Here is an 18,011-nt window from a genome sequence, read left to right on the forward strand (position 1 = left end):
CCCTCACTTGTGGGGGATTTAGGGGGCGTTTCCGGATTCGCGCAGGAGGTCTAATCTCTTAGTAGCAGCTATTGAGAATTAGTCATATATTGTTTCTCCAAATCAAGTAATGCCTGTTTACGAGAAACGCCCCAGCGATAACCACCCAAGCCGCCCGTTTTGGGCACGACCCGATGACAAGGCACAAGAAGCGCGATCGGATTTCTTGCACAAGCACTGGCCACCGCTCGAATCGAAGTGGGTTGCCCGATCGCTATCGCTAAATCGCTGTAGGTGATGGTGGTTCCGATCGGAATCTGCCTCAAAGCTTGCCACACCCGTATTTGAAAAGCCGTTGCTCTCACATCACAGGGCAATTCTGGTAAGGGCAAAGAACCACTCAAATAACTGACGAACGTTTGAATCCACGCTTGCAGATCATCACTCGCTTTATACAAAGAAGCTTTTTGAAATTGCGCTTGTAGTTCATTCTCCAAATCTTCTATAGTTTCTCCAAGTTGGACACTGCACAAACCGCGATCGGTCATTGCAATCAGCAAAATTCCCAGAGGAGTGTCGGCCGTGGCGTAACGAATGGCTTCACCAAAACCGTGTTTTTTATAAGTGGCGGGTGTCATGCCAAGTTGTGATCCTTTCTCATAAAGTCTGCTGCTAGAACCGTACCCTGCACTGTAGAGCGCGATCGCAATCTCTTCGCCTTGATGTAATTGTTGTTTCAAGCGTTCAACTCGATGAGCGTCGCCATATTCAAACGGACTCACTCCAATCATTTGCTTAAACACTCGCTGAAAATGCGTCGGACTCATCTCAACCTGAGTGCCCAATTCTGTGAGCGTGGGAATGCGATCGTGCTGCGCTTCAATATAACGGCAGGCTGACAAGATCTTTTCTTGAATTGGAGCGATCGCCTGTTGAGGATGACAACGCTTACAAGGACGAAAGCCACTCGCCTCAGCAGCTTGGGGCGACTCAAAAAAGCAAACTTGACGGCGATCAGGGCGGCGACTCGGACAGGTGGGACGACAATAAATTTTGGTAGACCGAACCCCATAAAAAAGCCGATTGTCAAACTTGGGATCGCGATCGAGAACCGCTCGCCAGAGTGCTTCTTCAGAAAGTGATTGCATCAGTTGATTCACAGCTTCTACCTCTCAACGGGTTACGAGAGTTGTTTTTCTAATTGCTTGACTTCAAGATAAGAGGTTTGAGCCGGGGTTTTCTATCCGATCGTTGCGATCAAACTTTGGCCTACAATCTTTGACTTATAATCAAGGTGACGAGAGGCAGGCGTTCTATGCAGTCCACAACTAGCCATTCCATCCGCTGGACGACTTCTGATCTGACGATCTTTGAAGGCGATCGTGTCAATCGCTACGAAATTATTGATGGAGAACTATTTGTGACGAGAGCGCCCAACTGGAAACACCAAGAGGTTTGTATCAATGCTGGAACCTTATTGAAACTCTGGTCGGACGAAAGTGGACTAGGGAGAGCCGCAGTTAACCCTGGTATCATTTTTTCAGAGACAGATAATGTGATTCCTGATGTGGTTTGGGCCAGCCACGATCGCCTAGAACGATTGCTAGACGCAGCCGGACATCTCATCGCCGCACCAGAGCTTGTGATTGAGGTATTGTCCCCAGGCGCAACCAATGAAAGACGCGACAGAGAAGCCAAGCTGAAACTCTACTCAGTCCAAGGAGTCTATGAGTATTGGATTGTAAGCTGGCAAGAACAAACCGTTGAAGTGTATCGACGTGAAAATGCTGCCCTCAAACTGGTCGCGACTTTGTATCAGAACGATCGCCTGAGTAGTCCCAATCTTCCGGGCTTTAGCTGTCTGGTCAGCCAGTTCTTTTAAAGTTGGAGTTTTAGCCGCGCGATCGAGACGCAATCTTCCCCTTCAACTCCACAGAACCAAAGTCAGATAAGTGCCCAAAGTGCTATCCTAGATAAGTTCTTTCAACCCGCACGTTCAGAATTTCGGGTGGTTTGGCCACAGGAATGGACACTGAGAACCAAGAAATTTATCCCAAATTCTTTGACTCCTCACGCCTCACGCCTCACGCCTCACTGCTTCTGAATGGAGGATTAACCCGAATCAGGAGTTAAATAAATGCCAGTTGTTTCGTTGGCTCAAATGCTTGAGTCTGGAGTTCACTTTGGGCACCAAACCCGAAGATGGAATCCCAAAATGGACCCGTACATCTACACCTCGCGCAACGGGGTACACATCATTGACTTGGTGCAAACCGCCCAGTTGATGGATGAAGCTTACAACTATGTCCGCAACGCTTCTGAGCAAGGCAAAAAATTCTTGTTTATTGGCACCAAGCGCCAAGCCGCTGGAATCATCGCCCAAGAAGCCTCTCGCTGTGGCGCATACTACGTCAACCAGCGCTGGCTCGGCGGCATGTTGACCAACTGGACGACGATCAAAACCCGCGTCGATCGCCTCAAAGACCTTGAGCGTCGTGAAGAAACAGGCGGATTGGATCTGTTGCCCAAAAAAGAAGCTGCTGTTTTGCGTCGTGAGCTTGAAAAACTTCAAAAATATCTGGGTGGCATCAAACAGATGCGAAAAGTGCCCGATATCGTGTTGATTGTCGATCAGCGTCGCGAATATAATGCCGTTCAGGAATGCACCAAGTTGAGTATTCCGATCGTCTCTCTACTCGATACCAATTGCGATCCCGACGTGGTGGATATTCCCATTCCGGCCAACGATGACGCGATTCGATCCATTAAGCTAATTGTAGGTCGGTTAGCCGATGCTATCTATGAAGGCCGTCACGGTCAGCTAGAAACAGAGGACGAATACGACTACGACGGTGCAGAAGACGAGTACGAATACGACGAAGAAGCGGAATTCGTTCCCGAAGAGACAGAAAGCGCAGAATAGGTTTTGAGTAGTGATTTTTGGGTTATGGGTTTTGATAACTCGTAACTCAAAATTCATGAGTAGGCGCAACGCCGAACCTCCTAGCTCAAAACTCAAAACTCAATCAACCCTATTAGGAAAAGGCCATGGCGGACATTTCGGCAAAACAGGTCGGTGAACTCCGACAAAAAACGGGCGCAGGTCTGATGGACTGCAAAAAAGCGCTCAAAGAAAACGACGGTGATTTAGAAAAAGCTTCGGAGTGGCTGCGACAAAAGGGCATCACGTCTGCGACCAAAAAAGAAGGCAAGGTCGCGGCTGAGGGTCTGGTTGACAGCTACATTCACACGGGCGGACGCATTGGTGTCCTGGTAGAAGTCAACTGCCAAACGGATTTTGTGGCTCGAAATGAGGCGTTTCAGCAGTTGGTGAGAAACGTGGCGATGCAGGTGGCGGCTTGCCCCAATGTAGAATACGTCAAGGTTGCTGACATTCCCGCTGAGATCGTCGAAAAAGAGAAAGCGATCGAGATGGGCAAAGATGACCTGAGCGGCAAAAAAGAAGAACTCAAAGAGAAGATCGTTCAGGGTCGCATCGACAAGCGTCTCAAAGAGATGTGTCTGCTCGATCAGCCCTACATTCGCGATCAAAACATCACGGTTGATGAGTTGGTCAAGCAAAATGTGGCACAACTGGGCGAAAACATTCAGGTACGTCGCTTTGTCCGCTTTGTGTTGGGCGAAGGCATTCAAAAAGAAGAGAGTGATTTTGCGGCAGAAGTGGCTGCTCAGATGGGCAAGTAGACCACTGACTTGAAATTTTGACTTAAAAGTTTGACAAATGGGGATGCGACTCAAATCGTGTCTCTATTTTTTTGCAAGCCTGCTTTTTGAGGTGTTGCTGGAGGGATTGATCTGTGAAGGTTGTCAATTGTTTCGCCCCCTAAATCCCCTATTCTGGGGGACTTTGATTCATACGGAGATGCGACTCAAATCGTGTCTCTATCTTTTCGTAAGCTTGCTTTTTGATAGACAATTCCGCAAATCGACGCTAATAGAACCCAGGCCATTGTATTAATTCGAGCGTCAAACAGCGTAATGTCAAACAGGCTAAACAGCGTGCAGGCGACGAAGGCCATGAGGAAGGTGAAAAAGATCAGGCGGTTTTCTCCCTGCCAATTTCTAAAGACGATCGCCCCCTGGGTCACGACCCAACCCACTAATCCGTACAACATCAAGGCTGCGGGAAGCCCTGTTTCGGATGACATCATTAGAAACAAATTGTGGGGGTGCCCCAACCAATACTGCGTTTTTGCTTCATAAAGCTGAGTGAAGTTTCGCAAGCCCCATCCTGTGATCGGACGCTGTTGGGTCAGTGACCAGGCAAAACTCCACTGCGTCGATCGCATCTGAGGAATCGGACGATCGCGAAACATTTGATCATTCAGTCTCGCCCAAAAAAACGCAGGCACAACGGCTCGAAACCCATCCTGAAATGGCGGTGGGGCAAAGGCGGCTCCTAAAATGATTCCGGCAATCGCTCCAACTCCTGCCACAATGCGTCGCCAACCTTGATACAACGCAAAGGCAAGACAGGACAGAAGCGCGATCGCCCAGGCATTTCGAGAGTTGGTCAAAATTAAGGCGACGGCATCCAGAAGCACGATCGCGCTCAAGAAATATTTTGGGTTTCGCTGCGTTTCCTCAATCCACAAGCCCAGACCCAACACAAACACAATGACGTGATAGCTGGCCAAAACCGTCGCGTAAGTAAACACAGAAGCCATGCGTCCGGGAGGATTGCCCGATGGGTCGATCGTCCATTCGATCAGTCCCCACAGCAGCGAAGGACGACCGCCCCAGTGTAAATAGAGTTGGGCGAAACCAATCAATGACACGGGCAGCGAAGGGATCACCAGAATCCAGGCAATTCGTCTAAGCTGACTGGGCGTTTGGATCAGGTTACTGAGTGCGGTGAAGACAAAAAAGAAGGGCAGAAAGTTGAATAGCCCCAGAAAAGCATTGTATCGATTGAACGCAAAACAAGCGGTGATCAGTAACCAAAGAGCAAGCGTCAAAAACCCCCAATTCAGCGGCTGACGAATCAGAGTTTTGTACTCCTGCTGCCAAATCACCACTGACGGCACGAGCATCATCACCCCGCCTAAAAACGCGCTAAAGGGCAGCAGGATCAGTCCGAGTTGGACGATGTTCCAGTGCCGTTGCAGACTCAGGTTGGGGTGACGCTGGAGTTGCAGAAAGGCTCTCAGAGATTTGCTCAAATTGCCTCAAAACATTCAGAACGGGTGAGTCGAATCTGTGCCAGCGTAAAAATGATGGGAATCACACGACCGTAGTTGGTGGCGATCGCTCTCCATCCCAAATCTGCCAAAAACCAGCCCCAAAGCGCCGATCCTGCAAAGGCAAACACCGTTCTCACGGCTCCGTATCTCGCAGCACTGGCCACCATGCCATACTTCGACATTTGAAGCGCGGCGTAATTTTGAAACTGAGTTGCGGCCGCCAATCCGCCTTGAGTCAGGGTCGCTTTTGCGGCTTCATGTCGGGCAAAATGGAGGGCAAATTGTCCGGCGACCTGTTGAAGTAACATCGGACGGACGACGGAACTAATGGCGATCGCGCCTCCTCCTTTGAGCAACAGATTTAACGGGTCATTTTGCACCGGGAGCGGCAGTGTTTTTGCCAGATCAGATTGAGAAATAGATTGTTGAACTCGTTTCGTCAACGCCGCCTTTTCTGATTTGGGAAGCTGTTTCCAAGCGCGGTCTAACAAGCTGAGAAAAACTTCTGCCTCTAGATCAGTTGTAGACATCGACCCTGCATAAGGCAATTTCAAATAGCGGCAAACCTGGATCAACACTTGACGATAGCTCACCTGTCCCGTGCGTCCTCTCAAAACGGTCATGCCATCAGCGGCCAAAAATCGAAATCGTTCGTCGATCGCATCCAGCCAGTCTTCTCGGTCTTGACTTTGCACCTCGATCGGGTCAGGCGTGCTGACATAATCCAACGGATTAAACTTGGGACGAAACAAAATCTCGGTCAAGTCTCGTAACTCATCTTCGGTTGCTAACTCCAATGCCGCTCTCAGTTCGTCCACTCTCAGACTCCTCCGGTGCAAAGTTTGGGCAGTCAGTCATATTCTACTAAAGGGAGGGGATAAGGGAGAACTTCGATGATCTGTTCCCCCTTGGGGGTAATCCGCTTCGCGAGGAGGGATGAAGGATGAATTTCTCGTAATATAAAAACACATTTCTCGGTGTGATGGGATGACTCATTTTGAGATTGCGATCGTCGGTGCGGGAATGGCGGGGTTGACCTGTTCCCAACAACTACATCAGGCGGGCTACAACGTCGTGGTGGTTGAGAAGTCTCGTGGGCTGGGCGGCAGGCTGGCTACTCGTCGATTAGAAGGCACTCACGCCGATCATGGAGTCTGTTATCTCAAACCCAAAGACGATCGCTTTCAATCCCTGGTCAAAACGCTGGTCGATCGCGCCATTCTCCAACGCTGGACAGACACGATTCACGAATTGGATGCCAATGGACAGGTACAAGAACCGAGAGAACGACCCCTTGCGGGTAACTCGAAGAGATCGCCCCGTTATGCTTCACCAATGGGATTTAGCGCGATCGCTAAATTTCTAGCAACGGGGTTGGCTCTCATCCAAAATCAGCGCGTTGCAAAAATTGAACTTATTGGTCAAAAGTGGCACCTGCAATTTGAGAACAATTCAGTCATTACTGCCGATGCAGTGATCGTGGCGATTCCGGCTCCTCAAGCTCTGATCATTCTAGAATCCATCCCAGATTCAGACTTTTTGCAGACGTTGAAATCGGTGCAGTATTCGGCTTGTATTGCGGCGATCGCAACCTACCCATCCCACATCGAAACGGATTTGCTAGACTGGAAAGCGATCGTCTGTCCCCATGATTCTGATCTGGGTTGGATTGCGATCGACAGCACCAAACAACTTTCACCCTCTCAGCCTGTGTTCGTCGTGCAAAGTAACGCGGCGTTTGCTCACCGTCATCTCGATACCTCTGACCTGCAACCTGTCGGACAACATCTCTTAGACAAAGCTGCTCAAATTCTTCCCTGGCTATCTACACCCGAAGTGCTACAAGTTCATCGCTGGCGGTATGCCTTTCCGACTCAACCCTTAACGGAAAAATACCTAATTGCAAACACACAATTACCGCTAATTTGCACAGGAGATTGGTGTGGAGGAAACCGGGTCGAAAGTGCTTTTTTGTCAGGACTAGCAACAGCAGAACAAATAAATCTGAGATTGCGAAAGCGAAGTTTGAATAGAGAGTTTTGGAGAGCGATGTCACCTAAGATTTAGGTATCAATTGCAGCATTATTTCGCCCCAAAGCGTAATAGTAGTTTCAACTCCTGGCTAGAATTGTTGAATCCACTGCCAAAATTACCCACCGAAAAGCGGGTGAAACCGACTAACGCGAGGGTGAGCAAAAAGGCGATTAGTGCTAAAGGCGAACACACTATGACGCAAGCCAAGCCACGATTCAAAACGTTTGAGCAATATGCAGCACTACACCCTTCAGAACTGCCAGAGGGTAACTATGAGTTGGTCAATGGAGAATTAGTCGAGTTGCCTCCTGAAAGTGATCTCAATGTCATGATTGCAGGATTTCTGTTCTCTGCACTGCTGCAATTTGTGCCGCACTATCTCATTCGTCGAGGCACTGAGGTTTTTGTAAACAGTCGCATGGTGAGCAGTCGCTATCCCGATTTGATGGTACTGAGTGAAACAGGACAAATTGCACTAGAAGGAGCGAAACGATCGTCCGTCACGATCGACATGCCCACCCCGCCCTTGGTGATAGAAGTCGTCTCACCGGGAGCACCAGGCAGCGACAATTACAACCGCGACTATGTTGAGAAGCCAAGAGAGTATGCAGCGCGAGGCATTCCTGAGTTTTGGCAGGTTGATCCAGAGAGAGCAGTGGTGACAGTCCTCACGCTCAAAAATGAAGCTTATCAGTCGAGGGAGTTTCGAGGCAGCGATTCTATAGTCTCTCCCACTTTCCCAGCGTTGAATCTGACGGCTGAACAAATTTTGAGAGCAGGGCGATGAGCAAACTTATAGTCGCAGGAAAAAACCCATTCTAAGGATGCTCGACTGTTGAGAAGTCGCTTCCCAAATTTTGAACACAAGTCGCAGTATCATTTTGCTTCGGAACGTCCTAGTAGTTTCAATTTTTGGTTAGAATCAAACCGCTAAATCTAGAAAGTAGTATGAAAACTTTTACTGCGATCGTTGAGCGAGATCTAGACACAAGCCTCTACGTTGGCTATGTTCCTGGCTTCCCTGGAGCGCATTCTCAAGGCGAGACCTTGGACGAGTTACACGCAAACTTGCAGGAAGTGATTGAGATGCTGCTTGAAGATGAACAAGTCGCGATCGGCACAGAGTTTGTTGGAACTCAGCAGATTGTGGCTGGATAAATAATGAGCAGCATTCCCGTTCTCAAACCCCAGGAAGTTGTGCGGATTCTGGAGAATCTTGGGTTTGCGGAAGTGCGTTAGAAAGGTTCGCACAAACAGTTTCGGCATGAGGATGGACGAGCAACTACCGTTCCATTTCACAAAGGGCGCGATATTTCTCCCAGGCTGCTACGACAAATTGCAAGTGATATTAAGTTGACTGTTGAGGAGTTGCTAGAGGCGCAATGAGGTCTAACAATGCAGTGGAGTGATCGCTTCAAGTTATCTGCCAGAGTTCGTTGGTTGAGGAGTTTTGGCAAGCGATCTCTTGCGGGTAACTTGAAGACGTTTTCTAAAACTGGAGGCAATATGAAGTAGAAAAGTCAGGCTCTCCTAGACTTGATATGAAAAAGGGGAAGCTTCTATTAGGAATTTCTAACGGGCAACTCTGAAACCCTTTCAGGAGAAAGAGTTGCAAACTGTGTAGAAATCTCGCAACACACGAAATCTAGGAGAGCCAAAAGTCAGCCATTTTGAGTAATAAGAAAGCTATGCTGCACAATGTATTGTTATGTCTCATGACTTTGCACTTAACTTTAGATTTTTAGCCTTATGAAAGCTACTGAGTTCAAAGTCGCAACACGCTCTGACGCTGAAGAATTCGATCAGTTGTTGAATAGATACCGATTAGAACACCACATTCACAAATGGCCTTTTATCTCTCTTGAAGAGTTCTTTAATATTTCAGAAGAACACGAAAAACCTGCTCAACTCTTTTCTGCCTTTTTCGATATTTGTTTACAAGATGTAGCTCTTCAGTGTGATCTCAAAATCATTCGAGATGAAACAAACCGTGAATATTCGGGAGGAGATATTGAAGGCTTTTTCTCACTCCGGATGGGGCGGTATATTGCTGCAAGCAACGCTGCTCTTCGCTTTCGAGCAATGTGGGACAAAATTATGGGGCTTACGGTTTTAGTACATTGGCCAAACAAATATCAAGACTTTTTCAAGGCGAAAAGTAGGCTCAAGGCATTCCAAAAAATCGCACGTGGGTGGAAGATAGACCCTGGGGAGGAACAGAATGAGTCAATAGAAGAGTGGAACAAGAAGTGGGAACAGTCAATCAACCAAATTGAAAGGATTGTTAGAGGAATTGATGATAATTTCCGTACTGCTGAAGCTCATAGTATTGGCCGGATAGGTAAATGGGCATTTACAAAGCAGAAAGGTGAGGACGATCCTTTTGAAGAACTTTTGCTAGCAAGTAACGATATCTACGAGCGTCTGAGGGATTTATCATTTATTCTTCGAGTCCGTAGAGTGCGAAATAGAGACAAAAAACACAACAAGGAAGTGAATGAGGCTAAATCATGTGGTGGAATTGACTCCATGTAACCACATTCAAGCTTGCAACAGTTTAATCACTTGATCGATCGCCTCACTCAGTTTCTCTGTTTTCAACTGTCCGGCTATTGAGCGAATGATTTGTCTATCGGCAGTAAACAAGCGATTGGGTCTGATATTACTTGACTGCCTCAAACTTCCAGAACTAAAGTCTGAGCTTTCTAGAGCGATCGCAGAACCGTCTCTCACCAAACGACTCGTAATCTGACACAAAATTAAATCATCCCCTGCTAGCACCGCCGACACTAGCGCAGGTCGTCTTTTTGCCTCAGTAAGATCTGAGAACGGGAACGGTACAATCACCACATCGCCTCTCACCAATCCCGCCACGCCTCGTCCTCCTCTGGTCTAAGCCAATCCTTTGCTAAGGTGGACTCGCTCAACAACGCGGTCTCTTGTCTATCCGGTTGATGCTTCGATTTCAAGAATTGCACAAAATCTAGAATTTCCTCGACTAGAAAATCGGGGATCTGCTCAATCTCATCAAGCAATTGCTGTTTAGAAGGCATCACTTATTGGTAATCAAACTAGCTTCAGTCTACACAGAAGTTCTACCTTTTGGACTGAGATCTACAATCAAAAATCCCCAGACCTGTTGAGATCCGGGGACTTGGGCAAGATTTAATCGTTTGCAATTCAGAAGAGGCATGAACCGTTAAAATCTCAGCCCGTCTGACAATCTTTGATCCTGACAATCTTTTAAGGCCAGCCGCTATACGTCAGCAGCACCCTCATTGCCTCTGCTTGCACCTTCTTGATCGCCTTCTGACTCATCGCGATTGTTGTCGTAGCGTCTGCCTCGCGTCATGCGACCTGTGTTAGTGCGCTTGCGAAACTTACGAGCATAAGCCTGGTTACGGAGCGCTTTTTCTTTCTTTTGGTTGCGGCGTTTAGCCATGTTTACCCCTTTTGAGACATCAGTTGAAGAATTGTAGATGATCGCATTCAAACCAGAGCCAAACGAATCTAGCCCCGAAAGGAATTGAGTGAGAAGATCACTCTAACATAATCCGCACAGCTATCCAGTTGACCGCGCCAAATTTGCAGCCCAGGCGATCGCCTCTTCAGCGTTAAAAATCTTCCCTTCGGCTCGTGCTAGTTGTAGCGCTGCCAGTAGTTGACCGATTTGCGGCCCGGCTGCGAGACCGAGCGCCAACATCAAATCTTGCCCCGTGACAAGAGAACTGGGGTGAGCAACCGGATCTTCGGCATTGAGAAAGCGGTGAATCAGAGGCGCGATCGTTTCTAAAGGAGTGCCCGCAGCGATCGCCAAAATAGCCAGTGCCGAAAAGGTAGCACCCACTTCGCGGAAGAAGAAATATTGCTCTCCCAAACTCCACTCGGTCTGAGCATTGTTTTCAAACCGGGGCAAATTTTTGAGAACGGTACTTGCTGCCTGAATTTCGGCTCGACTGTACTTTAATCGCCACAACTGCCCTTCTGCCTGCTGGGGATCAGGACTCAGTAAAGCAGCTAATTTGGCGATCGTTAGCCAGTTGCGGGTCGAGCCAGAAGACTTTTCGAGCTTGCCTTGACCATTACGAGCGGCAGTACGAATGTTTTGAAACAACTCAGCCTCAAACTCAGCCCAGGTTTCTTGAAAGACTACCGCTGTTTGGTCGATCGCCCTCAATCGCGTCAAACTCACCTCTGTCGCACTGGGAAACCAATCTTGTAGCAGACCATCTTGCCACGCGGCTCTCAACCAGTCTGTTCCTTTCGGAGAACTGAGCAAATAATTTAATTCTGACTGCACCCGTTCGGCGGCAATTCTCCCTAGTTTGGGCGCGAGTTGGCGAATAGCGGACTGAGTTTCTGATTCGAGCGCAAATCCTAGCTGGGCTGCCTGACGATACGCCCGCAACAGACGCAACGGATCTTCTGCCAAATTCTCACACGAGACCATGCGAAGCAGTCCCCGTTGTAGATCGGCATGACCTTGCAGCGGATCGAGTAATTGAGAGGTATGTGGATTGTAGGCGATCGCATTCACCGTAAAGTCACGTCGGCGCAAATCGGCTTCTAGCGTCGGGCCGACCTGCTGGGCAAAGTCAGCCGTTCCCTGCTCAAACACGACACGAGCAATCTGGCGTTCTGCATCCAACAAAACGAACCCGGCTCGATAGTGACGCGCGATCGCTTGGGCCGTTTCGACCGCCGCGATCGGTAGCACAAAATCCAAATCCAAATAGTCAGAATGCCGCTTGAGAAGAGCATCCCGAACCGTTCCACCAACCAGACACGCAGATTCAGGTAGCCACTTTAGACTAAAGGGCCAGCTTTCGGGAGACAGGGCAGAAGAGGCAACCACAACGTTTTGCCAACACAGATGATTCAATTCAAACTAATCCTAAACGGGGTAAAGCTGGCGAAGTGACAAAGAAGCGACTGGCAGTGAATTGAAGCAGCTACAGACAGTCGAGTCAGCGTTTCTAAAACGATCGTCTCAATCAAAGCGACCACACCTCTCTAGTATGGCGCTTGATTTTTCAGGTATGGAGCGTCTGGGGTCTAGAAATCGCCCACCTGCGCCGCCTCCATCTTTTGCTAACCGCTAACCGCAACATAAATCAACCCAGAAGCCAGTGAATAATTCGTTCGCCTGAGCTAGAGTAACAGAAAATCATCTCCATTCTTGCCCCACTCCCTTCTATTGTGTTGCAGAGAGATTAGAACAATGTGTATCTGTGTCAATTGCCATTATGTAGACCGCTGCACCACCTATCACGCGGTCGAACACCAGCACGAACAGCCCCATCTCACCGAGACACCCGACTTTGAAGCGACCGAGCCGACGATCAATGTCAACATCCGCGATCGCTCCGACTACATCGAGATGGAATGGGACGTTGTAGGGTGTCTCAGCTTTAAATCAGAACACGGTAAATGGGCCAGGCTGCGTCCGGGTGAGCTGGTGCCGACTTAATCTGAATTCAATCAAAACCCGCCTTCGCCCCTCAAAAATTCTTTTAGTCTGCGAAGGCGACTTCGTTCTGTTAGGCGCGGTTTGAACCGCCAGCCACAATTGCTTTTGCAGAGAAACCTCTCCTCCGGGAAACTCCTTAAGCTTTGGTAAAAACTTCATAAAGCCAGACGTGATCCAGGCCTCAATTTTGGGAACAGTCAGCTAGAAAAAGACCCTTGTTCTTTCTAAGACATCCTGACTTAAAGCCATGAGCCTGATCCGTTTTTCCTCACGTCACGCTGTCCAAGCCGTTGTGGTTGGCTTGGTTACAACTTTCAGTAGTGTTGCGCCGCTGGCAGCCCAGACAGAATCCGCCAAAGCACCGACCCCAACAGAACCCGTCAAAGCGTCTGAACTGTCTAAAACCCAACAAGAAGCTCAGAAATTTTACGGAGCCGGAGAAGGTCAAATTAGAAGCGCCAACTATCGAGGAGCCGTTGAGAACTACAACAAAGCGATCGAGCTAAATCCCAATCTCAGTAATGCTTACGTCGGAAGAGGGGCAGCCCGATCGAATCTGGGTGACTCAACTGGAGCGATGGCAGACTTTGATCAGGCGATCAGGCTCAGTCCTTTTGATGCGGGTGCCTATGCCCAACGCGGAACGACTCTCTATGCAGTGGGTAATGCCGAGGGTGCGATCGCTGACCTCAACAAAGCCCTAGAGCTAAATCCCAGTCTGGTGACTGCTTACGTCAATCGGGGACACATTCGTGCTCAGTCTGGAGACACCGAGGGCGCGATCGCTGACTTCAATCAAGCCTTACAGCTTCAGCCGAGCTACACACCTGCTTTACTCAATCGGGGCTATGTTCGCTTCTCGAAGGGCGATCGTCAGGCTGCTATGAATGATTTAAATCAAGCGATCAAACTTCAGCCCGACTACGCAGAAGCCTATTTAAGTCGCGGCACACTGCATCATGAAATTGGAGAAGACCAGGCGGCGATCGCTGACTTTAATCAAGCCATCCGCCTCAAACCGACCTACACCTCTGCTTACTACAATCGAGGGCTGGCTCATTCTAAGTTGGGGAATCTAGAAGCTGCTCAGGCTAACTTTAGCGAAGTGGTGAAACTCAATCCTGACAAGACCGATGCCTTTTTGAGACGAGGAATGGTACGGGCTGCGCTAGAAGATGTGCAGGGGGCGATCGCTGACTACAATCAAGCCCTCAAACTCCAGCCCGACAATGTAGAAGTGTTAAAAAGTCGCGGTGATTTGAAGGCCTCTGTCGGAGACAAACAGGGCGCACTGGCTGACTACACTCAGGCGTTGCAGGTCAAATCAGATTACGCGGCCGCTTACGTCAGCCGTGCCGAAACCAAGTCAGAAATGGGCGATCGAGCCGGGGCGATCGCTGACTACACCCAAGCCGTCAGTCTCGACACCACCGATGCCAGAGCGTACGAAAATCGCGGCAAAGCCAGAATGGATCTGGGAGATGCGCGCGGGGCGATCGCTGACTTTAGCCAAACCTTACGGATCAATTCAACTAGTGCAGATGCTTACTATCATCGCGGCGTATTGCTTGCCAGCCTGGGCGATCGTCAAGAAGCATTGACTGATCTGAGACAAGCAGGCGATCTCTACCTCCAACAAGGTCAAGCAGAAGGCTACCGCAGCGTCCTATCTCAAATCGTCAAACTCAAGACCAAATAGAGTTTTGATTGAAAGAGGGGTGGCTTTACCTTTCAAGGCCAACTCTTTGAGTTAGCGCTACAGATTTGCCAAGGGCTAAAGCACTTGAGGCTAAAGACTCAGAAGGCTTCCCGTCTAAAGTTCAAAATCTGATACCATTTTGGATTTTAGATTGGGAAGACCGTCTCTGAGGGCTTTTCCATCAACTATCGGTAACATTTGGGTAAATTTATTTCAGGAAATCGTCTAAGGGATTTGACAACGAAAGCTCAAAACTCTTCCTCTCTTTGCACAACGCCCGATCGCTCTCATCCAAATTGGGATTGGTGTGCAGGTAATCTTTCAGCCAGGTGCAGCCATCCGCGATCAATTCATTTAATTCAGCATTCCACTGCCAGAGAACCACCGATCGATCTTCACTACCAGAAGCGAGTTGTTTACCGTCTAGAGAAAACGCGATCGCCATGACTGCATTTCCGTGTCCTCGCAGGGTTTTTAGCCAAGTGCCATCCAGATTCCAGAGACGAATGGTGTTGTCATAGCTGGAAGAGGCGATTGTTTGACCATCTGGGCTAAAGCTGACATCAGAAATTTGGGCATCGTGTCCTTTCAAAGTGGTTTGCAGCGTCCCATCCAGCCTCCAAAGCTTGACCGTGTTGTCGAAACTGGCCGAGGCGAGCAACTGCCCATCAGGGCTAAAACTCAGGTTTCGAGTCGTGCCCGTGTGCCCCGTCATTGTGGCGATCGTGTTGCCCTGACAATCCCACAAGCGTATCGTGCGATCGACCCCTGCCGTAGCAAACCGCTGCCCATCGGGACTAAACTGCACCCGATAAAGGCTGTCACTGTGTCCCTTCAGCGTTTTGAGCAGACTTCCATTCCGGTTCCAAAGTCTTACCAGTCCTTCTTTGCCCACCGTCACCAGAACTTGCCCACTACAGCCAAACTCCAAGTCATTCACACTGGTTTCAGTGCTGCTCAGATTTTTAATAAGAGTCCCGTTCAGCTTCCAGAGTTTGGCGGTTCCATCTTCGCTGCCAGTTGCAATCAGTTGCCCGTCGGGGCTAAAAATCGCCTCCCAAACCGTATCTTGATGCCCCTTGAGAATAACTGGCTTGCCCTTAAATATGACTGGCTTGCCGTCTTTTCTCCACAGCCGAGCCGTTTTATCTGCACTGGTTGACGCAATCATTTGCCCATTGGGACTGAAATGCACCGAGCCGATCGCGTCTGTGTGTCCTTTCAGCGCTGCCAGCAGTTTACCGTCTCGGCTCCACACCCTTGGAACGTTATCATCTCCACTAGAAACGAGTTGTTGCCCATCTGGGCTAAACTCCACTTTTTGCACCGTTGCTTCATGCCGTCTCAGCACTTTCAGCAAGGGACGATCAAGCTTCCAAAATTTAATGGTTTTGTCTTCGCTGGCAGACGCAATGATTTGACCATCGGGGCTGAAGATCGCCTGCCGCACCCAATCGGTATGCTCTGAGAGCGTTTCGAGCAGCCGTCCAGTGCGTGTCCACACTTTGACCGTCTTATCTTTGCTAGCAGTGACAATCCGTTGGCTATCGGGGCTAAAGCTGACGCTGTAAATGACGTGTTGATGTCCGGTCAGCGTTTTTACCGGTGTTCCGTTGCGTTTCCACAGTCGCACGGTTGTGTCGTCGCTGGCAGTTGCGATCGTGCTTCCATCAGGGCTAAACACCATGCGCCGCACGATAGCCGTATGCCCCTTCAGAGTTTTTAGAAAGGTGCCATCAGACCTCCAAAGTTTTGCAGTCTTGTCTTCGCTGGCAGAAACAAACAGCTTACCATCGCGACTAAAGGCAATTTGCTGCACGGCTTTCTCGTGTGCTTTAATCGGTTTGATTCGCGTTCCATTAGTTTTCCAGATCATGATCATTCCGTCTTTCCCAGCGGTGACGATCGTTTTGCTATCTGGACTGAACGCAACATCGTTAAGACCTTTTGTGTGACCACTCAGCGTTGCAATCAGCGTTCCATCTTTTCGCCAAAGTTTTGTAGTTTTATCTTCACTCGCCGTTGCAATCATCTCCCCATTGGAACTGAAGTTCACCATCCAAATCGCACCAGTATGTCCGGGAAGTATTTTTTGTAAACCACTGTTGATGTCTAGAAGTTTCGCCATGCCGTCTTGACTGGCAGACACGATCGTTTGACCATCAGGGCTAAACTTCATATCCCAGATAAAAGTGGTGTGAGCATCAAAGCTTTTTGCTTGCGTGCCGTCCAGCTTCCAGAGTTTGATCATGCCATCGCGGCCGCTCGATGCGATCGTCTGACCATCGGGGCTAAAAGCAAGATTGAGAATGCCGTTACGATGCCCTTCTAAACTGTTGAACTCCTGCACCGAAGACACCGATCGCTGGAGTGTGGTGCTGAGTTTTGCCCGAAGCTCTGGCTGAGTCAGGTACAAGTCCTGAAACAGTTTGCCTGCCCGTAATGCCTCTTTGAGAGAGGCAAATCGCTGATCGGAGGCAGACAGCGCATCCGAAGAAGCTATCACCGCTTTGACCTCGCCCATCTTGGCCATGCGAGACTGCCGCAGGGCAACCACTCCTAACCCAACGGCGATCGCCAGCGTGCCAACCAGCGTGCCCATAAAAATCTTTTGTCTGCGAATTTGAGCCTGCTGGCGCTGAATTTCGGCGGTTTGACGCGCACTTTCAACTTGACCGCTAGTGACAATATATTCTCTTTGAGCAGCAGTCGGCGGCGGATCTTTGTCTTGCGAGACAAGCAACCATCCTCTAGCGGCGGCTAACTCAGTGCCGCGTAGCAGACAGCTATCATCGTGATTTTTGCGCGCCCATTCGAGCGATCGTCCCAATAGTCGCGTATGTTCTTTCACATAAGCCAGGTCGGTTTCAACTGCCTTGATCAGTTTCTCAAAGGCTGGCTCAAACGGGTCGCTGTCCCGAAAAAACAGCCAGTTGTGGCGTTCTAACGCATGGTGGGCTGGCAGGGTTTTGTCGAGTTCAAAGCCTTCGCGGTAGACGATCGGGATCAGGCGCTTGTGTTGCTGAAGGGCATGATCGATTTCTTCTCGACAGACATTGGAGGCTATGGAGTCAGGCGACAGCACAAATGCAAAAGTGTTTGCTGCCTCAATGCCGCGCTGAATCTCATTCCACCATTCATCGGTTGGTAAAATGTCTTGCCAATCGACCCAAGCGTTTCGTCCACTCTTTTTAATCGCGTCGTGCAGTCGGCGAACAAACGCTTCATCCTTTCGTGAATAGGAGATGAAAATATCAATCATGACCCTGATTAGATGCGGAGGCTTTGCACTGGCAACAACATCCTCACTCTTTGAATTCCGGAGAATAGGACTCTGGCAAGTCAGGGTGAGTTAAGCTGAAGGGGAAACAAAAGAGGAAACGCTGGGATTGTTATTATTCCAGGGCTACAAAATTATCGTCCTGCTTAAATTTACACTGAAATTTCAAGGTTCAATCTCATGATTGCTGTACAACTTTAAGAGACAACTTTGAGTCCGCCCAGTCTGTCCAGGTTGGATCATCTGCAATCAGGTCTATCTCTCCAAATTCGATCGCTCCACAGACCCCCAACTTCGATAGAGTAGATTTAGAAGCGCTCTCTGCTTGATCGAGCGTAAGCATTG

Annotated in this window: 18 protein-coding genes and 1 pseudogene; 10 read left to right on the forward strand and 9 right to left on the reverse strand. The window is 49.1% G+C overall.

What is annotated here, in order from left to right; translation table 11 throughout:
• Nucleotides 1-68: 68 nt before the first annotated feature.
• Nucleotides 69-1,139: a bifunctional DNA-binding transcriptional regulator/O6-methylguanine-DNA methyltransferase Ada gene (gene ada, locus ACJ2PR_RS19035; RefSeq protein ID WP_446878137.1), complete on the reverse strand. Its 1,071-nt coding sequence runs from the start codon at nt 1,137-1,139 to the stop codon at nt 69-71.
• 155 nt (nt 1,140-1,294) lie between these two features.
• Here ada and ACJ2PR_RS19040 point away from each other — a divergent pair, with 155 nt between their 5' ends.
• The 3 genes from ACJ2PR_RS19040 (at nt 1,295) to tsf (ending at nt 3,684) form a co-directional block, all read left to right on the forward strand.
• Nucleotides 1,295-1,861, forward strand: coding sequence for a Uma2 family endonuclease (locus ACJ2PR_RS19040; RefSeq protein WP_446861273.1), 567 nt, complete (start codon nt 1,295-1,297; stop codon nt 1,859-1,861).
• 255 nt (nt 1,862-2,116) lie between these two features.
• Nucleotides 2,117-2,902 carry a 30S ribosomal protein S2 gene (gene rpsB / locus ACJ2PR_RS19045; protein WP_446861274.1) on the forward strand — a complete coding sequence of 262 codons (786 nt, stop codon included), beginning with the start codon at nt 2,117-2,119 and terminating at the stop codon, nt 2,900-2,902.
• Nucleotides 2,903-3,027: 125 nt separating this feature from the next.
• Nucleotides 3,028-3,684: a translation elongation factor Ts gene (gene tsf / locus ACJ2PR_RS19050; protein WP_446861275.1), complete on the forward strand. Its 657-nt coding sequence runs from the start codon at nt 3,028-3,030 to the stop codon at nt 3,682-3,684.
• Between the two features lie 185 nt (nt 3,685-3,869).
• Here the strand turns inward: tsf and ACJ2PR_RS19055 are convergent, their stop codons facing one another.
• Complete coding sequence (locus ACJ2PR_RS19055) at nt 3,870-5,162, reverse strand: O-antigen ligase family protein (RefSeq protein ID WP_446869358.1); 1,293 nt, start codon at nt 5,160-5,162, stop codon at nt 3,870-3,872.
• Nucleotides 5,159-6,001 (reverse strand): YaaW family protein, encoded by an 843-nt coding sequence (locus ACJ2PR_RS19060; RefSeq protein ID WP_446869357.1) that lies wholly within the window; start codon nt 5,999-6,001, stop codon nt 5,159-5,161. The genes ACJ2PR_RS19055 and ACJ2PR_RS19060 overlap by 4 nt, the downstream gene beginning before the upstream one ends.
• 169 nt (nt 6,002-6,170) lie before the next feature.
• Between ACJ2PR_RS19060 and ACJ2PR_RS19065 the strand changes: the two genes are divergently transcribed.
• The 5 genes and pseudogenes from ACJ2PR_RS19065 to ACJ2PR_RS19085 all read left to right on the forward strand — a co-directional run bounded on the left by ACJ2PR_RS19065 (nt 6,171) and on the right by ACJ2PR_RS19085 (nt 9,752).
• Entirely contained in the window at nt 6,171-7,250 is a 1,080-nt protein-coding gene (locus ACJ2PR_RS19065) for an NAD(P)/FAD-dependent oxidoreductase (RefSeq protein ID WP_446878138.1), read from the forward strand.
• A 64-nt stretch (nt 7,251-7,314) separates the two neighbouring features.
• Nucleotides 7,315-8,004, forward strand: a complete 690-nt coding sequence (locus ACJ2PR_RS19070) for a Uma2 family endonuclease (protein WP_446869355.1) — start codon at nt 7,315-7,317, stop codon at nt 8,002-8,004.
• A 161-nt stretch (nt 8,005-8,165) separates the two neighbouring features.
• Complete coding sequence (locus ACJ2PR_RS19075; protein WP_446869354.1) at nt 8,166-8,375, forward strand: type II toxin-antitoxin system HicB family antitoxin; 210 nt, start codon at nt 8,166-8,168, stop codon at nt 8,373-8,375.
• A 93-nt stretch (nt 8,376-8,468) separates the two neighbouring features.
• Nucleotides 8,469-8,603: pseudogene (locus ACJ2PR_RS19080) on the forward strand (type II toxin-antitoxin system HicA family toxin); the annotation flags it as partial.
• Between the two features lie 363 nt (nt 8,604-8,966).
• Entirely contained in the window at nt 8,967-9,752 is a 786-nt protein-coding gene (locus tag ACJ2PR_RS19085) for a hypothetical protein (RefSeq protein WP_446869353.1), read from the forward strand.
• A gap of 6 nt (nt 9,753-9,758) precedes the next feature.
• Here ACJ2PR_RS19085 and ACJ2PR_RS19090 read toward each other — a convergent pair whose 3' ends face one another.
• The 4 genes from ACJ2PR_RS19090 to ACJ2PR_RS19105 form a co-directional block, all read right to left on the reverse strand.
• Complete coding sequence (locus tag ACJ2PR_RS19090; protein WP_446869352.1) at nt 9,759-10,091, reverse strand: type II toxin-antitoxin system PemK/MazF family toxin; 333 nt, start codon at nt 10,089-10,091, stop codon at nt 9,759-9,761.
• Nucleotides 10,076-10,270: a DUF2281 domain-containing protein gene (locus tag ACJ2PR_RS19095; protein ID WP_446869351.1), complete on the reverse strand. Its 195-nt coding sequence runs from the start codon at nt 10,268-10,270 to the stop codon at nt 10,076-10,078. Before ACJ2PR_RS19095 ends, ACJ2PR_RS19090 begins: the two co-directional genes overlap by 16 nt.
• 203 nt (nt 10,271-10,473) lie before the next feature.
• A complete protein-coding gene (locus ACJ2PR_RS19100; RefSeq protein WP_446861923.1) occupies nt 10,474-10,659 on the reverse strand; it encodes a hypothetical protein in 186 nt (61 codons plus the stop codon).
• A 120-nt stretch (nt 10,660-10,779) separates the two neighbouring features.
• Entirely contained in the window at nt 10,780-12,072 is a 1,293-nt protein-coding gene (locus ACJ2PR_RS19105; protein WP_446861924.1) for a CCA tRNA nucleotidyltransferase, read from the reverse strand.
• 366 nt (nt 12,073-12,438) lie between these two features.
• On the opposite strand from ACJ2PR_RS19105, the gene ACJ2PR_RS19110 reads away from it, so the two are divergent.
• Together ACJ2PR_RS19110 and ACJ2PR_RS19115 are read left to right on the forward strand one after the other, a co-directional pair.
• The gene (locus ACJ2PR_RS19110; RefSeq protein ID WP_446869348.1) at nt 12,439-12,687 is read left to right on the forward strand and encodes a Ycf34 family protein; all 249 of its coding nucleotides are present in this window, start codon (nt 12,439-12,441) and stop codon (nt 12,685-12,687) included.
• A 247-nt stretch (nt 12,688-12,934) separates the two neighbouring features.
• Complete coding sequence (locus tag ACJ2PR_RS19115) at nt 12,935-14,386, forward strand: tetratricopeptide repeat protein (protein ID WP_446878139.1); 1,452 nt, start codon at nt 12,935-12,937, stop codon at nt 14,384-14,386.
• Nucleotides 14,387-14,594: 208 nt separating this feature from the next.
• Here the strand turns inward: ACJ2PR_RS19115 and ACJ2PR_RS19120 are convergent, their stop codons facing one another.
• Nucleotides 14,595-17,648, reverse strand: coding sequence for a WD40 domain-containing protein (locus ACJ2PR_RS19120; RefSeq protein WP_446878140.1), 3,054 nt, complete (start codon nt 17,646-17,648; stop codon nt 14,595-14,597).
• A gap of 196 nt (nt 17,649-17,844) precedes the next feature.
• Nucleotides 17,845-18,009 (reverse strand): hypothetical protein, encoded by a 165-nt coding sequence (locus tag ACJ2PR_RS19125; protein ID WP_446878141.1) that lies wholly within the window; start codon nt 18,007-18,009, stop codon nt 17,845-17,847.
• Nucleotides 18,010-18,011: the final 2 nt, after the last annotated feature.

Source organism: Phormidesmis sp. 146-33 (assembly GCF_052939515.1).